This is a genomic window from Arthrobacter sp. K410C (assembly GCF_059090105.1).
Genome location: NZ_JBNHFJ010000011.1, coordinates 13,813 through 30,636, shown reverse-complemented (window position 1 = coordinate 30,636; position 16,824 = coordinate 13,813). Strand labels below are relative to the sequence as shown.

Annotated in this window: 15 protein-coding genes; 7 read left to right on the top strand and 8 right to left on the bottom strand. The window is 68.5% G+C overall.

Features of this window, described 5'->3' with window-relative positions:
* Positions 1-11: 11 nt before the first annotated feature.
* The 7 genes from msrB (at position 12) to AC5RU7_RS15170 (ending at position 8,279) form a co-directional block, all read left to right on the top strand.
* On the top strand, positions 12-560 hold the full coding sequence (msrB, locus tag AC5RU7_RS15200) for a peptide-methionine (R)-S-oxide reductase MsrB (RefSeq protein ID WP_494052932.1): 549 nt from the start codon (positions 12-14) through the stop codon (positions 558-560).
* A 143-nt stretch (positions 561-703) separates the two neighbouring features.
* Positions 704-2,071: a DUF6421 family protein gene (locus AC5RU7_RS15195; RefSeq protein WP_494052931.1), complete on the top strand. Its 1,368-nt coding sequence runs from the start codon at positions 704-706 to the stop codon at positions 2,069-2,071.
* Positions 2,068-2,802: an SDR family NAD(P)-dependent oxidoreductase gene (locus tag AC5RU7_RS15190; protein ID WP_494052930.1), complete on the top strand. Its 735-nt coding sequence runs from the start codon at positions 2,068-2,070 to the stop codon at positions 2,800-2,802. The genes AC5RU7_RS15195 and AC5RU7_RS15190 overlap by 4 nt, the downstream gene beginning before the upstream one ends.
* A 31-nt stretch (positions 2,803-2,833) precedes the next feature.
* Complete coding sequence (locus AC5RU7_RS15185; protein WP_494053008.1) at positions 2,834-3,934, top strand: threonine aldolase family protein; 1,101 nt, start codon at positions 2,834-2,836, stop codon at positions 3,932-3,934.
* A gap of 58 nt (positions 3,935-3,992) precedes the next feature.
* Positions 3,993-4,643 carry a DUF3000 domain-containing protein gene (locus AC5RU7_RS15180; RefSeq protein WP_494052929.1) on the top strand — a complete coding sequence of 217 codons (651 nt, stop codon included), beginning with the start codon at positions 3,993-3,995 and terminating at the stop codon, positions 4,641-4,643.
* A 69-nt stretch (positions 4,644-4,712) separates the two neighbouring features.
* The gene (locus AC5RU7_RS15175; protein ID WP_494052928.1) at positions 4,713-6,047 is read left to right on the top strand and encodes an HRDC domain-containing protein; all 1,335 of its coding nucleotides are present in this window, start codon (positions 4,713-4,715) and stop codon (positions 6,045-6,047) included.
* A gap of 78 nt (positions 6,048-6,125) precedes the next feature.
* Positions 6,126-8,279 carry a 3-hydroxyacyl-CoA dehydrogenase NAD-binding domain-containing protein gene (locus AC5RU7_RS15170; protein ID WP_494052927.1) on the top strand — a complete coding sequence of 718 codons (2,154 nt, stop codon included), beginning with the start codon at positions 6,126-6,128 and terminating at the stop codon, positions 8,277-8,279.
* Positions 8,280-8,287: 8 nt separating this feature from the next.
* On the opposite strand, the gene AC5RU7_RS15165 is transcribed toward AC5RU7_RS15170, so the two are convergent.
* From AC5RU7_RS15165 to dxs, 8 genes are all read right to left on the bottom strand, one after another.
* Positions 8,288-9,829, bottom strand: a complete 1,542-nt coding sequence (locus tag AC5RU7_RS15165; protein WP_494052926.1) for an ABC transporter ATP-binding protein — start codon at positions 9,827-9,829, stop codon at positions 8,288-8,290.
* A 1-nt stretch (position 9,830) separates the two neighbouring features.
* Positions 9,831-10,574 (bottom strand): energy-coupling factor transporter transmembrane component T, encoded by a 744-nt coding sequence (locus tag AC5RU7_RS15160; protein WP_494052925.1) that lies wholly within the window; start codon positions 10,572-10,574, stop codon positions 9,831-9,833.
* Positions 10,575-10,582: 8 nt separating this feature from the next.
* A complete protein-coding gene (locus tag AC5RU7_RS15155) occupies positions 10,583-11,443 on the bottom strand; it encodes an ECF transporter S component (protein ID WP_494011037.1) in 861 nt (286 codons plus the stop codon).
* Positions 11,444-11,654: 211 nt separating this feature from the next.
* Positions 11,655-12,680 (bottom strand): nucleoside hydrolase, encoded by a 1,026-nt coding sequence (locus AC5RU7_RS15150; protein WP_494052924.1) that lies wholly within the window; start codon positions 12,678-12,680, stop codon positions 11,655-11,657.
* A 6-nt stretch (positions 12,681-12,686) separates the two neighbouring features.
* A complete protein-coding gene (locus tag AC5RU7_RS15145) occupies positions 12,687-13,664 on the bottom strand; it encodes an aldo/keto reductase (protein ID WP_494052923.1) in 978 nt (325 codons plus the stop codon).
* A gap of 8 nt (positions 13,665-13,672) precedes the next feature.
* Complete coding sequence (locus AC5RU7_RS15140; protein ID WP_494052922.1) at positions 13,673-14,233, bottom strand: hypothetical protein; 561 nt, start codon at positions 14,231-14,233, stop codon at positions 13,673-13,675.
* Positions 14,230-14,847, bottom strand: coding sequence for a DUF402 domain-containing protein (locus AC5RU7_RS15135; RefSeq protein WP_494052921.1), 618 nt, complete (start codon positions 14,845-14,847; stop codon positions 14,230-14,232). Before AC5RU7_RS15135 ends, AC5RU7_RS15140 begins: the two co-directional genes overlap by 4 nt.
* Positions 14,844-16,817 (bottom strand): 1-deoxy-D-xylulose-5-phosphate synthase, encoded by a 1,974-nt coding sequence (gene dxs / locus AC5RU7_RS15130; protein ID WP_494052920.1) that lies wholly within the window; start codon positions 16,815-16,817, stop codon positions 14,844-14,846. Before dxs ends, AC5RU7_RS15135 begins: the two co-directional genes overlap by 4 nt.
* Between the last annotated feature and the right edge of the window lie 7 nt (positions 16,818-16,824).

Genomic DNA, 16,824 nt, shown 5'->3' with positions numbered 1-16,824 from the left:
TTGACAACCGTATGAACATCTTCGGAAACAGCATCTTCGGTAACCGGGCCACCCACGCCGTCGCGGATCCTGCCGCAGGGCAGGACACCACCCGGGAGGAGTCCGCCACGGAAACCGCCGACGGAACCGGCACCGTCCGGAAAAGCGATGCCGAATGGCGGCAGGAACTGACTCCGGAGGAGTTCTACGTCCTGCGGCAGGCCGGCACCGAGCGTCCCTTCACGGGAGAGTACTGGGACACTCACACGGCGGGCACCTACCAGTGCCGCGCCTGCGGGACGGAACTGTTCACCAGCAACGAGAAGTTCGACTCCCATTGCGGCTGGCCGTCCTTCTGGGCTCCGCTGGCTGAGGGGAAGGTCCGCTACATCCATGACCGCACCCTTGGCATGGACCGCGTGGAAGTCCGCTGCGGAACCTGCGACTCCCACCTTGGCCACGTCTTTGAGGGCGAAGGCTATGGCACTCCCACGGACCAGCGCTACTGCATCAATTCCGTGTCCCTGAAGCTGGTTCCGCGGGAAGAACCGCAGGTCAGCGGCGGAAGCACCGAGGCCTGATCCCCCAGCACGCGGAGGGCTCGGGCCCTGCGGTTCAGCCCTGAGCAACAGTGTTTCTTGGGCTGGACCGCTTTTCAGATTAGTTCTTCTGGCTGCTTGCTACGCTCCCCATAGACAGCAAGCAACCAGAAAGGCAGCCGACGATGACCGAAGTTCTGACCACCGCCCTGACCGGAATCTCCGCCACCAACCCGGACTGGCTCCGGCTCAAGGCCGCGGCCGCGGCACTCCAGCTCCTGCAGGCGCAGGACGGTTCAATCCCCGACACGGCAGCGCATGCCGCGGCTTCCGCTTCCGTTGACGAGATCATCGCCGCGGTCCGGGCCCTGGCCCCCGCGTTCCCGCACGACGCCGCATACCTCGATGCTGCCTGCAGCGACTTCGCAGCGTGGCAGGCCGGCGGGTTCGGCGTGCCCGATTTCCTGTCCTCCCTGCTCGCCTTCCAACCACAGGAGCAGCGCCGTGACGGCCTGCAGCACCTGGTCATCTTCCCCATGTACACGCAGAACGGCAGCAGCAGCCGCGTCGTGGAAGCAGTCCTCATCGAGGTCATCTGGCCGGAATTCATCGCCGGGCTGGAAAGCGGAGACTACTCCAACAAGCTGTTCGTCCCCATCCGATTCGTGGACTTCACGGCCGGCTATGACACCAACTCCGCCGTCCTCTTCCCCGAAACGGTTGCCGTCAGCGAAACCCCCACCTTCACGTGGGGCGCAATCTTCGCCGACCGGGAAGCAGCCCGCTTCCGCCGCGTCCTAAAGGCGGCCGCCGGGATCACCTGCCTGGACCTGCCCGAAGGTGCCGCGGACATGCTCGCCGACCAGGACCTCACGGAGGCCACCTTCGTGATGTGGGACCTGATCCACGACCGCACCCACATGCGTGGCGACCTCCCCTTCGACCCGTTCATGATCAAGCAGCGCATGCCGTTCTTCCTGTACTCCCTGGAAGAGCTCCGCTGCGACCTGACCGCCTTCCGCGAGTCCGTGCGGATCGAGCAGGACGAGGACGCGGATCCGGAGGCACGCCGGCACGCGAAGCTGGTGCAGTACGCCATCATCTTCGACCGCATCTTCCGCTTCGCCATCACTGGCAGCCGGGTCCGCAACTACGACGGCCTGGGCGGACAGCTCCTTTTCGCGTGGCTGCACCAGCACCATGTCCTCCACTGGACCGACACCCGGCTCACCATCGACTGGGATGAAGTGGCTGACGCCGTCATTGCCCTCGGCACCGCCATTGATGACCTGTACTGGCGCTCCATCGACCGGCCCAAGACCGCCCACTGGCTGGCCGCCTACGAGCTGATCTCCGCGACCGTCACGCCGAATCCGGCGTCAGTCTGGGCCAAGGGACCGGAGGCGCTGCCCCTCGCGGGTCCGCCGCGGGGCCTCACCGACCAGGTGCTGGACGACGAGTTCCCGCTGTCCATGTTCTACGAGGCATTGGAAAAGAAAATGCGCCCCGTTATCGAATCCACCGCCGGCATCACCGGAAGCTCGGCACTGTGAGCAGCCCCCGGAACGGCGAGCTACCGCTAAACGTCCTGGTCACGGGCGGCAGCGGCGCCTCCGGTGTGGCGGTGGCCCGCGCGCTCCACCAGGCCGGCTGCCGGGTCTTCACGGTCGGCTCCGACCAGCACAGGATCGAGGCAGGGGCACAGCAGGCGGGCGACGGCGTCACCCCCCTGGTGTGCGACCTTGCAAGGCTCGACGACGTCCGGCGGCTGCGGGAGGAAGTTTCCGCAGCCGCGGGGCCGGTGGACGCGGTGATCCACCTGGTGGGCGGCTGGCGTGGCGCCTCCGGCATCCCGGACCAGTCCGACGAGGACTGGGACTTCCTGCACCAGGGCGCAGTCACCACACTGCGCAATGTCTCCCGCGTGTTCTTCGATGACATCGCCGCCTCGGGCAATGGCAGGTTCGTTATGGTCTCCTCCACGGCCCTTGACCACCCCACGGCAGGTGTGGCCAGCTATGTCGCAGCCAAGGCGGCCGCCGAGGCCTGGACCATGGCGATGGCAGACGGCTTCCGCAAGGTGGACGGCGGGCAGGCTGCCGCCGTCGTGCTGGTGGTGAAAGCCCTGGTGGACGAGGGCCTGCGGCGCAGCCACCCGGAACGCTCCTTCCCGGGCGCCACGGACGTGGAGGAGCTGGCGGCCGCCGTCGTCCGGCTCTTCAAGGCGCCCGCGGACGAACTGAACGGCACGCGCCTCCGGCTGGCCGGCCCGCCGCCGCAGTGACTGTACCTAGACTGAAAGCGTGAGCAAAAGCATGACAACAACAACGGCAGAAACCGGGCACGCGGCGCGGCTGCACGATCCCGGCGTGCGCGGCTTTGCCTCGGACAACTACTCCGGCGTCCACCCCGAGATCCTCGCGGCCCTCGCCGCCGCCAACGACGGGCACCAGGTCTCCTACGGGGAGGATGACTACACGGCACGGCTGGAAGAACTGATGGCGGAGCACTTCGGGCCAGGCATCGAATGCTTTCCCGTCTTCAACGGGACCGGTGCCAATGTCCTGGCCCTGCAGTCGCTGCTGCCGCGCTGGGGCGCCGTGGTGTGCGCCTCCACCGCGCACATCAACATGGATGAGAACGGCGCCCCCGAGCGGATCGGCGGCATCAAGCTGCTGCACGTCCCCACCCCGGACGGCAAGCTGACGCCCGAACTGATCGACCGCGAGGCCTGGGGCTGGGGCGACGAACACCGCGCCCAGCCGCTCGCCGTCTCCATCACCCAGACCACCGAGCTTGGCACCTGCTACACCCCGGAGGAAGTCCGCGCCATCGCGGACCATGCCCACGCGCGGGGCATGAAGCTGCACATGGACGGCGCCCGGCTGGCCAACGCGGCCGCCCACCTGCAAGTTCCGCTGCGGGACTTCACACGGGATGCCGGCGTGGACATCCTCTCCTTCGGGGGCACCAAGAACGGCCTGCTGTTCGGCGAAGTGGTGGTGGCACTCAACCCGGAGGCCGCGCACGGGCTGGTCTACCTCCGCAAGATGAACATGCAGCTGGCCTCCAAGATGCGGTTCCTGTCCGCCCAGTTCATCGCCCTCCTCGAGGGCGGCCTCTGGCTGCGGTCGGCCTCGCATGCCAACGCCATGGCTGCCCGCCTGCGCGCCGCCGTCGACACCATCGACGGCGTCCGGCCCACCCAGAAAACCGAATCCAACGGCGTCTTTGCCATGCTGCCCCCGGGCGTGGCAGACAGGCTCCGCACGTCCTTCCGGTTCTACGACTGGAACGAGGCCGCCGGGGAAGTCCGCTGGATGTGCTCCTTCGACACCACCGAGGAGGATGTTGATGCCTTCGTTGCCGCAATCCGCCAAGAACTCCGCGATTACCGGCGCGGGCAGGGCACCTAGGCCGCCGGTGACGGCGAGCCTTCCCGTTCTGGCTTGGCCTGTTGCGTAATCTGCCAAGGTGAACGCACTTGACCAGGTTCCCCCGGATTTTCTCCACGCCTTGGGAACCCTCAGGAAAGCCCAGTGCCGCAAGGAACTCCGCCTCGCGGAAATTCCCGCGCCCGCGCGCCTTGCGCCCTTCGCCGTCGCCCTGGGAGCAGAAGTCATGGCGCCCGGTGCCGCCACTCCTGCCACTCCCCTGCACGGACCCGCCGCCATGGCCCTGGCGGCCGCGGCGGGTTCCGGGGACGACTCCGAAACGGAGCTGGCAACCGGGCGGTTCATCCTTCTCCACGACCCTGAGGGCTCGGCCGTCTGGGATGGCGAATTCCGGATCGTGACCTACATCAGGGCCGAGCTGGAGCCGGAGATGGGCAACGACGAAATGCTCGGAACGGTGGCCTGGACCTGGCTGGTGGAAGCGCTGGAGAACCACAAGGCGCCCTACCGGGCAGCGGGCGGCACGGCCACGCGGGTCCTGTCCGAAAGCTTCGGCACCCTCGCTGAACGGCCGGGGTCCATCGACATCGAGCTCCGGGCGTCTTGGACCCCGGCGTCCTCCGACGTCACTGCCCACCTTGAAGCGTGGTCCGACATGGTGTGCACGTTCGCCGGGCTGCCTCCGCTGCCCGACGGCGTGACGCCCCTGCCGCATCGGCGCCGGAACTAATGCACGCGCACCGCTGCCGGAGTGCAGGCAGGCCGCCTTTCCGGGGCTGCCCGGTAAACTAAGGGCATCATGACCCCTAACATTCCGGAAAACACCACGGCCGGCGTCCCGGCTGCTGATACCGCACCCCACATCACGGTGGAAGGCTTCGACAGCCCCATCCCCGAAATCATCGAGCTGGCAGCACCGCGGGAGGGCGTGCCGCTGGTCGTCGAAACCCAGGCCGGGCTGGAGCGGTGCGCCGCCGCCATTGCTGCCGGCACGGGCCCTGTGGGGGTTGACGCCGAACGCGCTTCCGGTTTCCGTTACGGGCAGCGGGCGTTCCTGGTCCAGATCCGCCGCGAGGGCGCCGGCACCTGGCTGATCGATCCCGAACCCTTCGAGAACCTCACCATCATCAATGACGCCCTCCGCGGCGTCGAATGGATCCTCCACGCGGCCACCCAGGACCTGCCCTGCCTCCTGGAGCTGGGCATGTGGCCGGACAAGCTCTTCGATACCGAACTCGCCGCACGCCTGGCGGGCCTGCCCCGGGTTGGCCTGGCCGCGGTCATCGAGCAGCTCCTGGGATTCAGCCTCGCCAAGGAACATTCGGCAGCGGACTGGTCCACCAGGCCCCTACCGGAACCCTGGCTCCGCTACGCCGCCCTCGACGTCGAGGTGCTCAGCGAGCTGCGTGAAGAGCTGGTGGAGCTGCTGGAAGCCGACGGGAAGCTCGGGTACGCCGAGCAGGAATTTGCCGCCATCCTCGCTGCCGGCGTGGCCCCGCCGCGGGTTGATCCCTGGCGGAAGACCTCCGGCCTGCACCAGATCCGGGACCGCCGCCAGCTCGCCGCCGTCCGGGAGCTGTGGCTGGAACGCGACTCCCTGGCACAAAAACGGGACGTGGCACCGGGACGGCTGATTCCCGACTCCGCCCTGGTGGCGGCCGCGAAGGCCATGCCCGCCACCGTGCCGCAACTGCTGGGCACCAAGGGATTCCATGGCAGGGCGGCACAGCGGGAGGCTCCACGCTGGCTGCGGTGCATTGCCGCCGCCCGGGACCTCGAGGAACTGCCTCCGCTGCACCTGGCGACGAACGCCCCGCCCCCGCCCCGCGTCTGGGCGGACCGCGACCCCGATGCCGCCGCGCGGCTGGCCACGGCCCGGCCCCTGCTGCAGGAAAAGGCCGAACAGCTGAACCTGCCGCTGGAGAACCTCCTGACTCCTGATTTCCTCCGGCGGGTGGCATGGCGGCCGCCCGCCCACATCAGCGAGGCGTCCGTGGCTGCCGAGCTGCGAGCCCTGGGCGCACGGGACTGGCAGGTGGAACTCACCGCGCCGCTAGTTGCCGGCGCCTTCCTCAATCCGCAGCCGCTGCCGCCCAAGGAACCCAAGGCCGCCGTGGCAGCAGCCGAAGAATGAGGGCGGGACGGTGGCCTTGCGGGCGAAGTTACCGGTGAGTAACATCTGGGATACATCCCCGTCCTAAGGAGCCCCGTCATGAGCGCCGCAGACTTTTCCGATTTCGCCAGCTTGTTCCCCGACGAGACCGTCACCCACTCCACCGTCCGGGACGTCGACCTGCCCGGCGCGGCCGGCACATTCGCCCTCATCACCCTGGACAACGGGCTGGAGGCCTCCAAGCCCACAACCCTGGGACCGAACACCCTGGTGGAACTCGGCACCGTGCTCGAGGGACTGCGGACACGGGCGGCGAACGGGGAGATCGCCGGCGTCGGCATCACGGGCAAGTCCTCCTACTTCGTTGCCGGCGCGGACCTCTCGGCGGTGAAATCCCTGGCGAAGCGCGAACACGGACTGTGGATGGCACAGCTTGGCCATGAGGTGTTCCGGACCCTTGCCAACCTGGGGGTTCCGAGCTTTGCGTTCGTCAACGGCCCGGCCTTGGGCGGCGGCCTCGAGGTGGCCCTGCAGTCCACGTACCGGACGGTCTCGGCGGGCGCCGGCGCGCTGGCGCTGCCGGAAGCATTCCTCGGGCTGGTGCCGGGCTGGGGCGGCGTCTACCTCCTTCCCCGCCTGATCGGCCCCGAACGCGCAGTCCAGGTCATGATCGAGAACCCGCTCAGCAACAACCGGACGCTGACCGGCGCCCAGGCCTTCGACCATGGCATGGCGGACGCCCTCTTCGGCCCGGACAACTTCCTGGAGCAGTCCCTGGCCTGGGCTGCGGGAGTCATTACCGGGGAGGTTGTTCCGGAACGCCCCAACGCCGTCGACCCTTCCGCGCCGGACACCGCCGCCCGGTGGGCCGCCGCGGTGGCGGCAGGCCGGCAGTTCGTCACCGCAAAGACCTCGGATGCGGCTCCCGCCCCGGGCAAGGTCCTTGACCTCCTCGAAGCCAACCGCACCCTGGGGCAGGGGGAATCCGCTGCGCTGGAATGCGAAACCCTGGCGGAGCTGATGCAGACGGATGAGTTCCGGGCAACGGTCTACGCTTTCCTCGACCTCGTCCAGAAGCGCTCCAAGCGCCCGGCCGGCGCCCCGGACCGGAGCCTGGCCCGGCCGGTCGCCAAGGTGGGCGTGGTGGGTGCCGGACTGATGGCCAGCCAGCTGGCGCTGCTCTTCGCCCGCCAGCTCAAGCTCCCCGTGGTCATGACGGACATCGACCAGGCCCGGGTGGACAAAGGTGTTGGCTACGTCCAAGCCGAGGTGGACAAGCTGCTGGCAAAGGAGCGCATCAGCCCTGATGCCGCTGCACGGACCAAGGCGCTGGTCACCGGTTCCGTGTCCAAGGAAGCCTTCGCCGACGCCGACTTCGTCATCGAGGCCGTCTTCGAGGAGCTGGGCGTCAAGAAGCAGGTGTTCGCCGAGCTGGAGGGCATCGTCCGGCCCGACTGCATCCTGGCCACCAACACGTCCTCGCTGTCGGTCACCGCCATGGCCGAGGACCTGCAGCACCCGGAGCGCCTGGTGGGGTTCCACTTCTTCAACCCGGTGGCCGTGATGCCGCTGCTGGAGATCGTCCGTGCCCCGCGGACCGGGGACGAGGTCCTCGCCACCGCGTTCGAGCTCGCCAGGACCCTCAAGAAAACGGGAGTGCTGGTCAAGGATGCGGCCGCCTTCGTGGTGAACCGGATCCTGCTCCGGCTGATGGGCGAAGTGACCGCGGCCTTCGACGAAGGGACGCCCGCGGAGGTGGCTGACAACGCCCTGCGCTCGATGGGCCTGCCGATGACCCCGTTCACGCTCCTCGCGATGGTGGGACTTCCGGTGGCCCAGCACGTCCAGGAGTCCCTGAACGCTGCTTTCGGCAGTCGCTTCCCCGTCTCCGCCAACCTGCAGAAACTCATAGACAACGGCGTCAAGGGCCTCTGGGAAACGGCTCCGGACGGGACCCGCGCCATCCCCGGGTCCACCATGGCACTGATGTCCTTCGGCACCGCACCGTCCTCAGGTGAAGAGGTGCTGCGGCGCACCCAGGACGCCCTTGCCGAGGAGATCGGCCTGATGCTGGACGAGGGCGTGGTGGCCGGCCCCGAAGACATCGACCTCTGCATGATCCTGGGCGCCGGCTGGCCCCTGTTCCTCGGCGGCATCACCCCCTACTTGGACCGCGTGGGGGCATCGGCGCGGGTCAACGACAGGCGCTTCCTGCCGCCGGGCGTGGCATCAAGCCCGGCCGCAGCGGCTTAGGCGGTACGTCAGGCTTCCGCCAGCCGGCCGCCGTCGAGCGCCAGGATGCGGTGCGCCACTTGCCGCGCGTATGCCAGGTCATGCGTGACAAGCACGACGGCGGCGCCCTCCTCCGCTGCGGACCGGACGGCAGCGTCGAGGACCGCCAGGCCCGCGCCGTCGAGCGCCACCGTTGGTTCGTCGAGCGCCAGGACGGCCGGCCTGCGGGCGAGGGCCGTGGCAAGGGCCAGCAGCCGTTGGCCGGATGCGGGCAATTCCGCGGGATGCGCCTGCGCCTCGCCCTCCAGCCCGACGGCGGCCAGCGCCGCCTCCGCCCGCTCCCCCGCCGCGGCCCGGCCGACATGCCGGTCCAGGCCGAACCGGACCTCGCGCAGGGCGCTCCGCTCGAACAGCTGGTCCCGTGGTTGCTGGAAGAGAATTCCAACGGATGCCGCGATGCTGCCCACGGGTCGCGGTGCAATGTCGTTGCCCCGAACCAGTACTGACCCGCTTCCCGGCCTGAGCAGGCCGTTGAAGTGCCGCAGGAGGGTTGACTTGCCCGCACCGTTGGGACCCGTAATGGCCACCACCTCACCCGGGTGGACAGCCAGGTCTATGCCCTGCAGTACCGGGGACGGGAGGCTGCCGGCAGCAAAGTCCTGGCCTGGCCTGCGCCTGAAGCCCCGTCTGCGCTCTACATCGTTCCGGTAGCCGAAGGTCACGTTCCGAAGTTCCAGGGCCGGGGCCGTGCTGCCGCTGCGGCGGGAAATCGCGGTTTCCCGCGGCGGGGCCTCGTGCGGCCGCCGGGTTCCCGCCGGCAGGGCACCGCCCGCCTGGAAATGGGCGGGCGGTCCGCTGGCGCTGACTGTCCCTTCCGCCAGGACAACCCACGTTGCGGCGTCCAGCAGCGGGGCGTCGAGCACCTGGCTCAGGATGACGACGGCGGTTCCGGCCGCGGTCAGGCGGCGCACCAGCACCTCCACTTCCCTGACACCCGGGGCGTCGAGGGAGGCGAACGGCTCGTCCATGACCAGCACCGGCGGACGGGTGATGATGGCACAGCCGATGGCCAGCCGCCGCAGCTGGCCGCCGGAGAGCCGGGCAGGATCCCGTTCCAGCAGTCCGGTGAGCCCGAGCAGGCCAGCAGTGTGTTCCACCGCCGCCCGCATGTCCTCCCGGTCCATCCCGGCGTTTTCCAGGCCGAACGCGAGTTCCTCCGCTACCGTTGCCTTGACCGTGGACAGGATGGCAGACGCATCCTGCGGGACGAACCCCGCCTGCCGGCCCCACTGCGCCGGATCGATCCGCGGATCTGCGGCGCTCCCGTCAAACTCCAGCCGCTGCCCGGCCAGTTCCAGGAATCCTGCCAGCACGCCACCCGTAGCCGGGGACAGCCAGCCGGCAAGAAGTTTGCCAAGCGTCGTCTTGCCGCTGCCGGAAGTGCCCAGGACTGCGGTGAGTGTTCCCGGGGCGAGTTCCAGATCCACGCTGGAAAGGACCGGTGCGCCGCCGCCGTGGTAGGCGAAGCTGCGGATGCCTGCTGCCAGCACCGGGCGGAGAAGGTGGTGCACGTCAGTTCCCCTCTGCGTAGTGCCACAGGCGCACGGCAACCGCGGCCGCAGCGGCAAGCACCAGCACTAGGCGCAGGACCCGTTGCGGCAGCGAATCCGGCACCACCCGGTAGCTGGTGCGGGGCCCGGTGCTGCTGAAGCCGCGGGCCTCCAGGGCAGCGGCCCGGGTTCCGGCGTCCTCCACCAGTGACAGGACCAGCGGGACGGCCTGGAGGCGGAAGGCGGCCGCCCGGTGCAGGAGCCCGCGCCGGATCACCAGACCGCGGGATTCCTGGGCCTTCCTGATCCGCCCGGTGCGGGCAGCGATGGCTGGCAGCAACGTGAGGGTGGAGGCGAGCACGAACCCGAACCGGCCACGGATGCCGCGCGCGGACAGGGCCGCCACCAGGTCCGGGACGTTGACGCTGAAGGAGTAGGCCAGCAGGACGAGGACCACCGCGGACAGCTGGGCCGCCCGCTCGAGCGCGAAGGACAGACCCTCTGCCGTGACGCGGACCGGACCCCACTGGGCAAGAACCGTCAGCCCCTCCGGAAAGGACAGCCCGTGCACAATCAGCAGGGACAACCCCAAGGGCAGCAGCACGGCGGCGGCAGCGGGCAGCATCCGGCGGGCGGTGCCCGCCACCACCGAGAGCGTCAGCGCAGCGGCGGACACGGCGACGGACAGCGGAAGGCTCGCCGCCGCCGTCGTGATCACTGCTGTGCTGCCGGCCGCTGCCAGTCCGGTCAGCGGATGAATCCGCACGGGTATGCCTAGGACGCCTGACCCGGCCCCGGCACCGTCGCTTCGGTCCGCGTTGCTTCCGACGCGGGAGCCTTGCCGGCCAGCACGCGGTGCCGGCGGACAAACGGGAACTGCTGGCTGGCGCGGCGCGGCAGTGCGTAGACCAGCACAGCCACCACGGTAAAGACGATGGCCTTGTCCATGGGATCCGAAATGAGTGCCTGCTTGGTGATGGCGGCCAGGAGGGTATCGCCCATCGAGCGGAAGGCGCTGACGATCGCACCCGTGGCCACCCCGGAGGTGCCGCCGAACACGAAGGCCGCAACCGGGGCGGACACTACGCCACCGATGATCCCGGTGGCGAAGCCGGCAACGGGCGCGAGGTAGAAGCGGCGGAACAGGCCGTACCGCGCGGCCAGCCCGGCGAGGCAGCCGATCAGTGCGGCCCCGGCGGCGAAGGGAAGCACTGTGGGGTTGAAGAAGGACCAGACGATGCTGCTGAGGGCGCCGGTGGCGGCACCGGCTGCCGGTCCTGCCAGGACGGCGATCAGGACGGTGCCGATCGCGTCCAGGTAGAACGGGACCAGGGTGCTGCCCACGAACTGGCCGAGGACGATGTTCAGGACCAGGGCCACCGGGATCAGCACCACCGTGGAGGCCGGAAGTGTGGGGAGGATGGCGACGATCAGCAGGACAGCCCCGGCCAGAAAGCCGGACAGGGCGACCAGGGCCGCTGCGCTGCCGGGGCCGCCGGTGATGTCGGCAGGCTGGTTGAGCACCAGGTAGATGTAGGTGGCGGCGATGGCCAGGCCGCCGAGGATTTCCAGCAGCCGGCGCCTGCGGGCGGCAGCGGGGGCTGGAGACGGCAACGTCAGGGAGGGCGATGACATGGGGTTCCTTCTGGGGTGCGGCACTTCAGGGCCCGGAAAATGCCGGGCCGTGCGGGACGCCGCCTATGTCACCTCGGCAGCAGCTGCGCCGGATGAATCAACCGGCGGGCCGGGGACCATTCTACCGGTGGTGGAGTATCTTGGGGCGGACCGATGCACCTCCACCAGGACCAGCCCGGTTCAGCGGACCCCGGGCGTTTCCCACGGACTTTCAGCCCAGCCGGGCTGCGAGGCCGCCAACGGTGGATACCAGTTCGCGGAAGGCCTGCTCCGGGTTGTTGCCGGAGACGATCCTGGCGTTGGGTTCGATGCCCCACAGGCCGCGGAAATCGGCAACCGTTGTTCCGGCGAAAAGCGGCGATTCCGCCTCAACGTCCACGGTAGCCGGCCGGGCCGTGTACTCCAGCGTTCCCGCGGCCACCCCGGCGGCGAAGAAGTCATGGACGTGGGCAAGGTAGCCCTGGTCGTAGCGCCGGTGGAACTCGAAGTAGAACCGCAACGCATCGGACAAGTGCCTGATGATCCTGTTGTCCGAGGTGCTGGGCTGCCCTTCCGGCTGGTCCGGGAGCACCAGTTCGGGGACGGCGGCGCCTGCCGCTTCCGCCAGCCGCCGGACATGCTCCGGCCGCATCTCGATGCGTTCTGTCGTGTCCAGCGAGCACACCACGGGAAGCTTCTCCATGGCCCGCCCACGGTACGCGGCGTAGACCTCCTTTGCGGCGTGCGGGTCCACGTGGGTGTTCCATTCCGCGGTAGGCGTGGTGTTGCCCTGGTAGTAGAAGCAGCCGCCCATGATCACCACGCCGGCCAGGAGCTCCGGCAGGCCCGGCTCCTTGCGGAGTGCCAGCGCAAAGTTGGTCAGCGGTGCAGTGACCAGGGCCGTCAGCTCCCCCGGCCGTGCCTTGGCATGTTCAATCCAAAGGTCGACGGCGTGGCGCGGCGACACGCGCCCTTCCGGTTCCGGCAGGACGGCGTGGCCGATGCCCTGGGGTCCGTGAGTCTCAGGGGTGGTCAGCAGCGGTACGGACAGAGGCCTGCGCGCACCGATGGCCACTTCCACCCCGTGCCGGCCGCACAATTCGAGGAGCGCGAGGGTATTGCGCGCCACCTGGTCCGCATCGACGTTGCCGGGTGTTGCCGTAACCGAGACGAACTCCGTGTCCGGCAGGGCCGCGAGGTAGGCAACGGCCAGTGCGTCGTCGATGCCGGTATCGACGTCCAGGAGGTAGGCGGGCATGGCGGCCTAGAAGAGTGCCACTTTGGGGACTGCGGGGAAGATCCCGTCCAGTTCCTGCAGGTCGGCTTCAGTGGGGATCCAGTCGGCAGCCGCGGCGTTCTGCCGGACCTGGTCCGGCCGGGTGGCGCCGGCGATGACGCTGGCCACCGACGGCTGTGCGGCAAGCCAGGAGAATGCGACGTCGATTTCGGTGAGCCCGCGTTCCTTGGCGAAGCGGCTGAAGCGTCCCAGCTGCTCCCAGTCGGCGTCGTGCACCATGTGTGTCCGCGTGTGGCTGAGCCGGGAGCCTTCGGGCGCGTGCCCGGGCGAGTACTTGCCGGTGAGCAGGCCGTTGGCCAGCGGGAAATACGGCAGGACCCCCAGGCCGAATTCCTCGGCAGCCGGTGTCACTTCCAGTTCCGCCCGCCGGTCCAGGAGGTTGTAGTGGTTCTGGGTGGAAATGAAGCGGGCGCCGCCCAGCTCCCGCGCCACGTACTCGGCCTGCGCGATCTGCCAGCCGGCTCGGTTCGAGTGGCCGAGGTACCGGACCTTGCCGCTGATGACCAGCGCATCGAGGGCGGACAGTGTCTCGTCGATGGGGGTCAGCGGGTCCGGGGTGTGGAACTGGTAGAGGTCGATCCAGTCCGTGCCGAGCCGCCGCAGCGAAGCCTCCACCGCCTGGATGATGTAGCGCCGTGAGCCGCGTGCGCCGAAGTCGGGGCCGTTGGCGCCCTTCATGTCCATGCCGAACTTGGTGGCCACCACCACGTCGGCGCGGCGGCTGCCAAGGGCCTTGCCCAGCATTATCTCGCTGAGCCCCGGCTCCCGGCCGTAGGTGTCGGCGACGTCGAACAGGGTGATCCCGGCGTCGAGCGCAGCGGAGACCACGGCGTCGGTGGCTTCCTGCGATTCGGTGGCGGTGTTGGCGCGGCCGAGGTTGTTGCAGCCCAGGCCGACCGTGGAGACCGTCAGCCCTGATTTTCCGACGCGGCGGTAGGTGGTCAAGGAAACTCCTAGAGGCTGAACGTGGTGGCGGACCTGGCGGAGTGCTTCATTCTGAACTTGTCCGGTTCCTTGAACGGGGCCGCGGCGATGGTGAGCTTGGTGAAGTCCAGGTCCTCGCCGCGGGCGCAGACCTTGATGGCGTTGGCGGCCTTGTTGGCGTCCGGGCAGAGGCAGAAGATGTTGAGCTTGAAGTCCGTGAATTCGGACCGGTCCACGGTGCCGAGGCCGCGCCACGCGAGGTGGCTGACCAGGGCATCCTTCGCCTTCTCCTCCAGGAACCGGTCGCGTTCGGTGCCTTCCCTGGTCTTCAAGGCAAACTGCGCCACCACCCAGAACTGCTCCTCATCCGGAATCTCCGCGTAGCCGTCCTCGGCGCACTGCACGGCGAAGGCGTCCAGCAGCGCATCGGCGGCCGCGGCGTCTGCGACGTCCGTCTCTTCGGTCTTGCTCTGGTGCCCCACCACGCCGAAGTTCATCACGAACTGGCTGTACTCCTCGTCGAACCAGGCCTCCCGGAAGTGGAGCACGCCCTCGTCGTCGCGCTTGTAGACCCTGACAATCCCGCTCATTTGCGTCCCTCCGTGAACCATTCGACGTCGGTGCCGTCAAAGGGTGCCTGCTGTGCCTTGACGGCCCGGTATAGTTCGTCCGCTGCGGCCTGGATGTCTCCGATGAGCCGTTCGGGGTAGTTCATGGACATACTGTGGTCGGCGAACTCGTCCTGGTCGTCGATGAAAACGCCCCGGTCCGCGGTCCGGATGACGTCCAGATCCATGTCTATGACGTGGAACTCGGTGACGGCCGGCCGGATGTCCGTCCATTCGTGGCCTACTGCCAGGTCCACGTAGACCCGTACCCCGTTCGGATGGGCCGAGTCGTAGAACGTGGCAACCCAGTCCCCCTGTCGCGGGACCAGCAGGACGGCGTCGGACCGGGTGTAGAACGCGGCGCCCGGACGCGAGCAGAACTCGTTGGTGCCCTGGAAGATCCACCAGCCGTGCCGGTCCTCGCCAAGGTAGCGCCCCGGCACCACCCAGTGGGCCTTGCCATTCCATTTCCGGTTCCGGGACACCACCAGCTGGCCGGGCTGGAGGCCGCTGGGGACCCTCGTTGTAGTGGTGTGCATGACCGGTCCGGACTCCCCCGTTGCGCCCGGAATCTTCAGCGCATCCTCTTCCCTCACAGGATTGGAAGGCTGCCGGTGGTGGGGTGTTGTTGCCCCGGCAGCGGGCGCGCGAACGGGACCTTCGTCCCCAAAACCTGCGCTACGACGTCGTGCGTAATCTGCTGGGCAGTGAGCCCCACACGCTCCAGGACCTGGCTGCGGCTGCCGTGGTCCAGGAACTCGACCGGCAGGCCGACCTCGTTCAGGGCAGTGTCCACCCCGGCCGCGCGCATCTCCTGGCGGATGCGCGAGCCCACGCCGCCGGCGCGTACGCCGTCCTCGATGCAGACCACCAGCCGGTGGTGGGAGGCAAGCGCGATGATGGAGCGGCGGACGGGAAGGGCCCAGCGCGGATCCACCACCGTGGTGCTGATGCCCTGCGCGCCAAGCCTGTTGGCGACGTCGAGGGCCAGCTCGGCCATGGCGCCGACGCTGACGATCAGCACATCGTTCTCGGTGGACCCCGAAGGACGGCGGGCCAGGATGTCCACACCGTCGCTGAGGCGTTCCAGTGCTTCAACCTCGGCCCCCACAGAGCCCTTGGAGAAACGGACAACGCTGGGCGCGTCGCTGATGGCGATGGCCTCGCGGAGTTCCTCCCGCAGCCGGGTGGCGTCGCGGGGAGCAGCCAGGTGGAGTCCGGGTACCACTTGGACCATGGCCATGTCCCACATCCCGTGGTGGCTGGCGCCGTCCGGACCAGTGACGCCGGCGCGGTCCAGGACGATGGTGACCCCTGCCTTGTGCAGGGCAACGTCCATGAGCAGCTGGTCGAAAGCGCGGTTGAGGAAGGTGGCATAGACAGCCACCACGGGGTGCAGGCCGCCGTAGGCCATGCCCGCCGCGGAGGTGAGGGCATGCTGCTCGGCGATGCCGACGTCGATGACGCGGTCCGGGTGCTTGGCGGCGAACTTGTGCAGGCCTACCGGGATGAGCATGGCTCCGGTGATGCCCACCACGTCCTGCCGTTCGTCGGCGATGGCAGCGATTTCGTCAGCGAAGACCGAGGTCCAGGACTTGGCGCCGGCTTTCCCGGTGGGTTCGCCGGTTTCCGGGTCGATGATGCCGACGGCGTGGAACTGGTCCGCCTCATGCGCGCGGGCAGGGGCGTAACCGTGCCCCTTTTCCGTCATCGCGTGCACGATGACCGGGCCGTTGTAGTGCTTGGCGGTGGCGAGGGCATGCTCCATCGCCTGGAGGTTGTGGCCGTCCACGGGGCCGATGTACTTCATGCCGAGGTCCTCGAACATGCCCTGCGGAGCCCACCAGTCCTTGATGCCCTTCTTCATGGCATGCAGGCTCTTGTAGGTGAACTGGCCCACCGGGCCGCCGTTCTGGAGCTTTTTCTTCCACCAGTCCAGCGCCACCTCATAGGCGGGGGCGGTGCGGAACGAGTCGATGGTGGGCCGCAGCGAGGCCAGGTAGTCCGCGAAACCGCCCACCGTGGGGGCGTAGGACCGGCCGTTGTCATTGACGACGATGACCACCCGGCGCTTCTTGTCCGCGGCGATGTTGTTGATGGCCTCCCAGGCCATCCCACCGGTCAGGGCCCCGTCACCGACGACGGCGACGACGTGCCGGTCGCCTTCCCCGGTCAGCTGGCGGGCACGGGAGATTCCGTCCGCCCAGGACAGCGAGGAGGAAGCATGCGAGCTTTCCACGATGTCGTGCTCGGACTCGGCACGGGACGGGTAGCCGGACAGCCCGCCTTCCTGGCGGAGGGTGGTGAAGTCCTGGCGTCCGGTGAGCAGTTTGTGGACATACGACTGGTGGCCGGTGTCAAAGACGATGCTGTCACGCGGCGAGTCGAAGATGCGGTGCACGGCGAGGGTCAGCTCCACCACGCCAAGGTTTGGCCCGAGGTGACCGCCCGTCTGGGAAACGTTTGTGATCAGGAATTCCCTGACCTCCGAAGCCAGCTGCTTGAGCTGTTCTTCGGTCAACTCGTTCAGGTCCTGCGGATTCCGGATGGTGTCCAAGATTCCCAATGACCCC

Coding starts and splice junctions, on each gene's coding strand:
- msrB (WP_494052932.1), top strand. CDS start 12: ATGAACATCTTCGGAAACAGCATCTTCGGTAACCGGGCCACCCACGCC.
- AC5RU7_RS15195 (WP_494052931.1), top strand. CDS start 704: ATGACCGAAGTTCTGACCACCGCCCTGACCGGAATCTCCGCCACCAAC.
- AC5RU7_RS15185 (WP_494053008.1), top strand. CDS start 2,834: ATGACAACAACAACGGCAGAAACCGGGCACGCGGCGCGGCTGCACGAT.
- AC5RU7_RS15175 (WP_494052928.1), top strand. CDS start 4,713: ATGACCCCTAACATTCCGGAAAACACCACGGCCGGCGTCCCGGCTGCT.
- AC5RU7_RS15170 (WP_494052927.1), top strand. CDS start 6,126: ATGAGCGCCGCAGACTTTTCCGATTTCGCCAGCTTGTTCCCCGACGAG.
- AC5RU7_RS15155 (WP_494011037.1), bottom strand. CDS start 11,443: ATGTCATCGCCCTCCCTGACGTTGCCGTCTCCAGCCCCCGCTGCCGCC.
- AC5RU7_RS15150 (WP_494052924.1), bottom strand. CDS start 12,680: ATGCCCGCCTACCTCCTGGACGTCGATACCGGCATCGACGACGCACTG.
- AC5RU7_RS15140 (WP_494052922.1), bottom strand. CDS start 14,233: ATGAGCGGGATTGTCAGGGTCTACAAGCGCGACGACGAGGGCGTGCTC.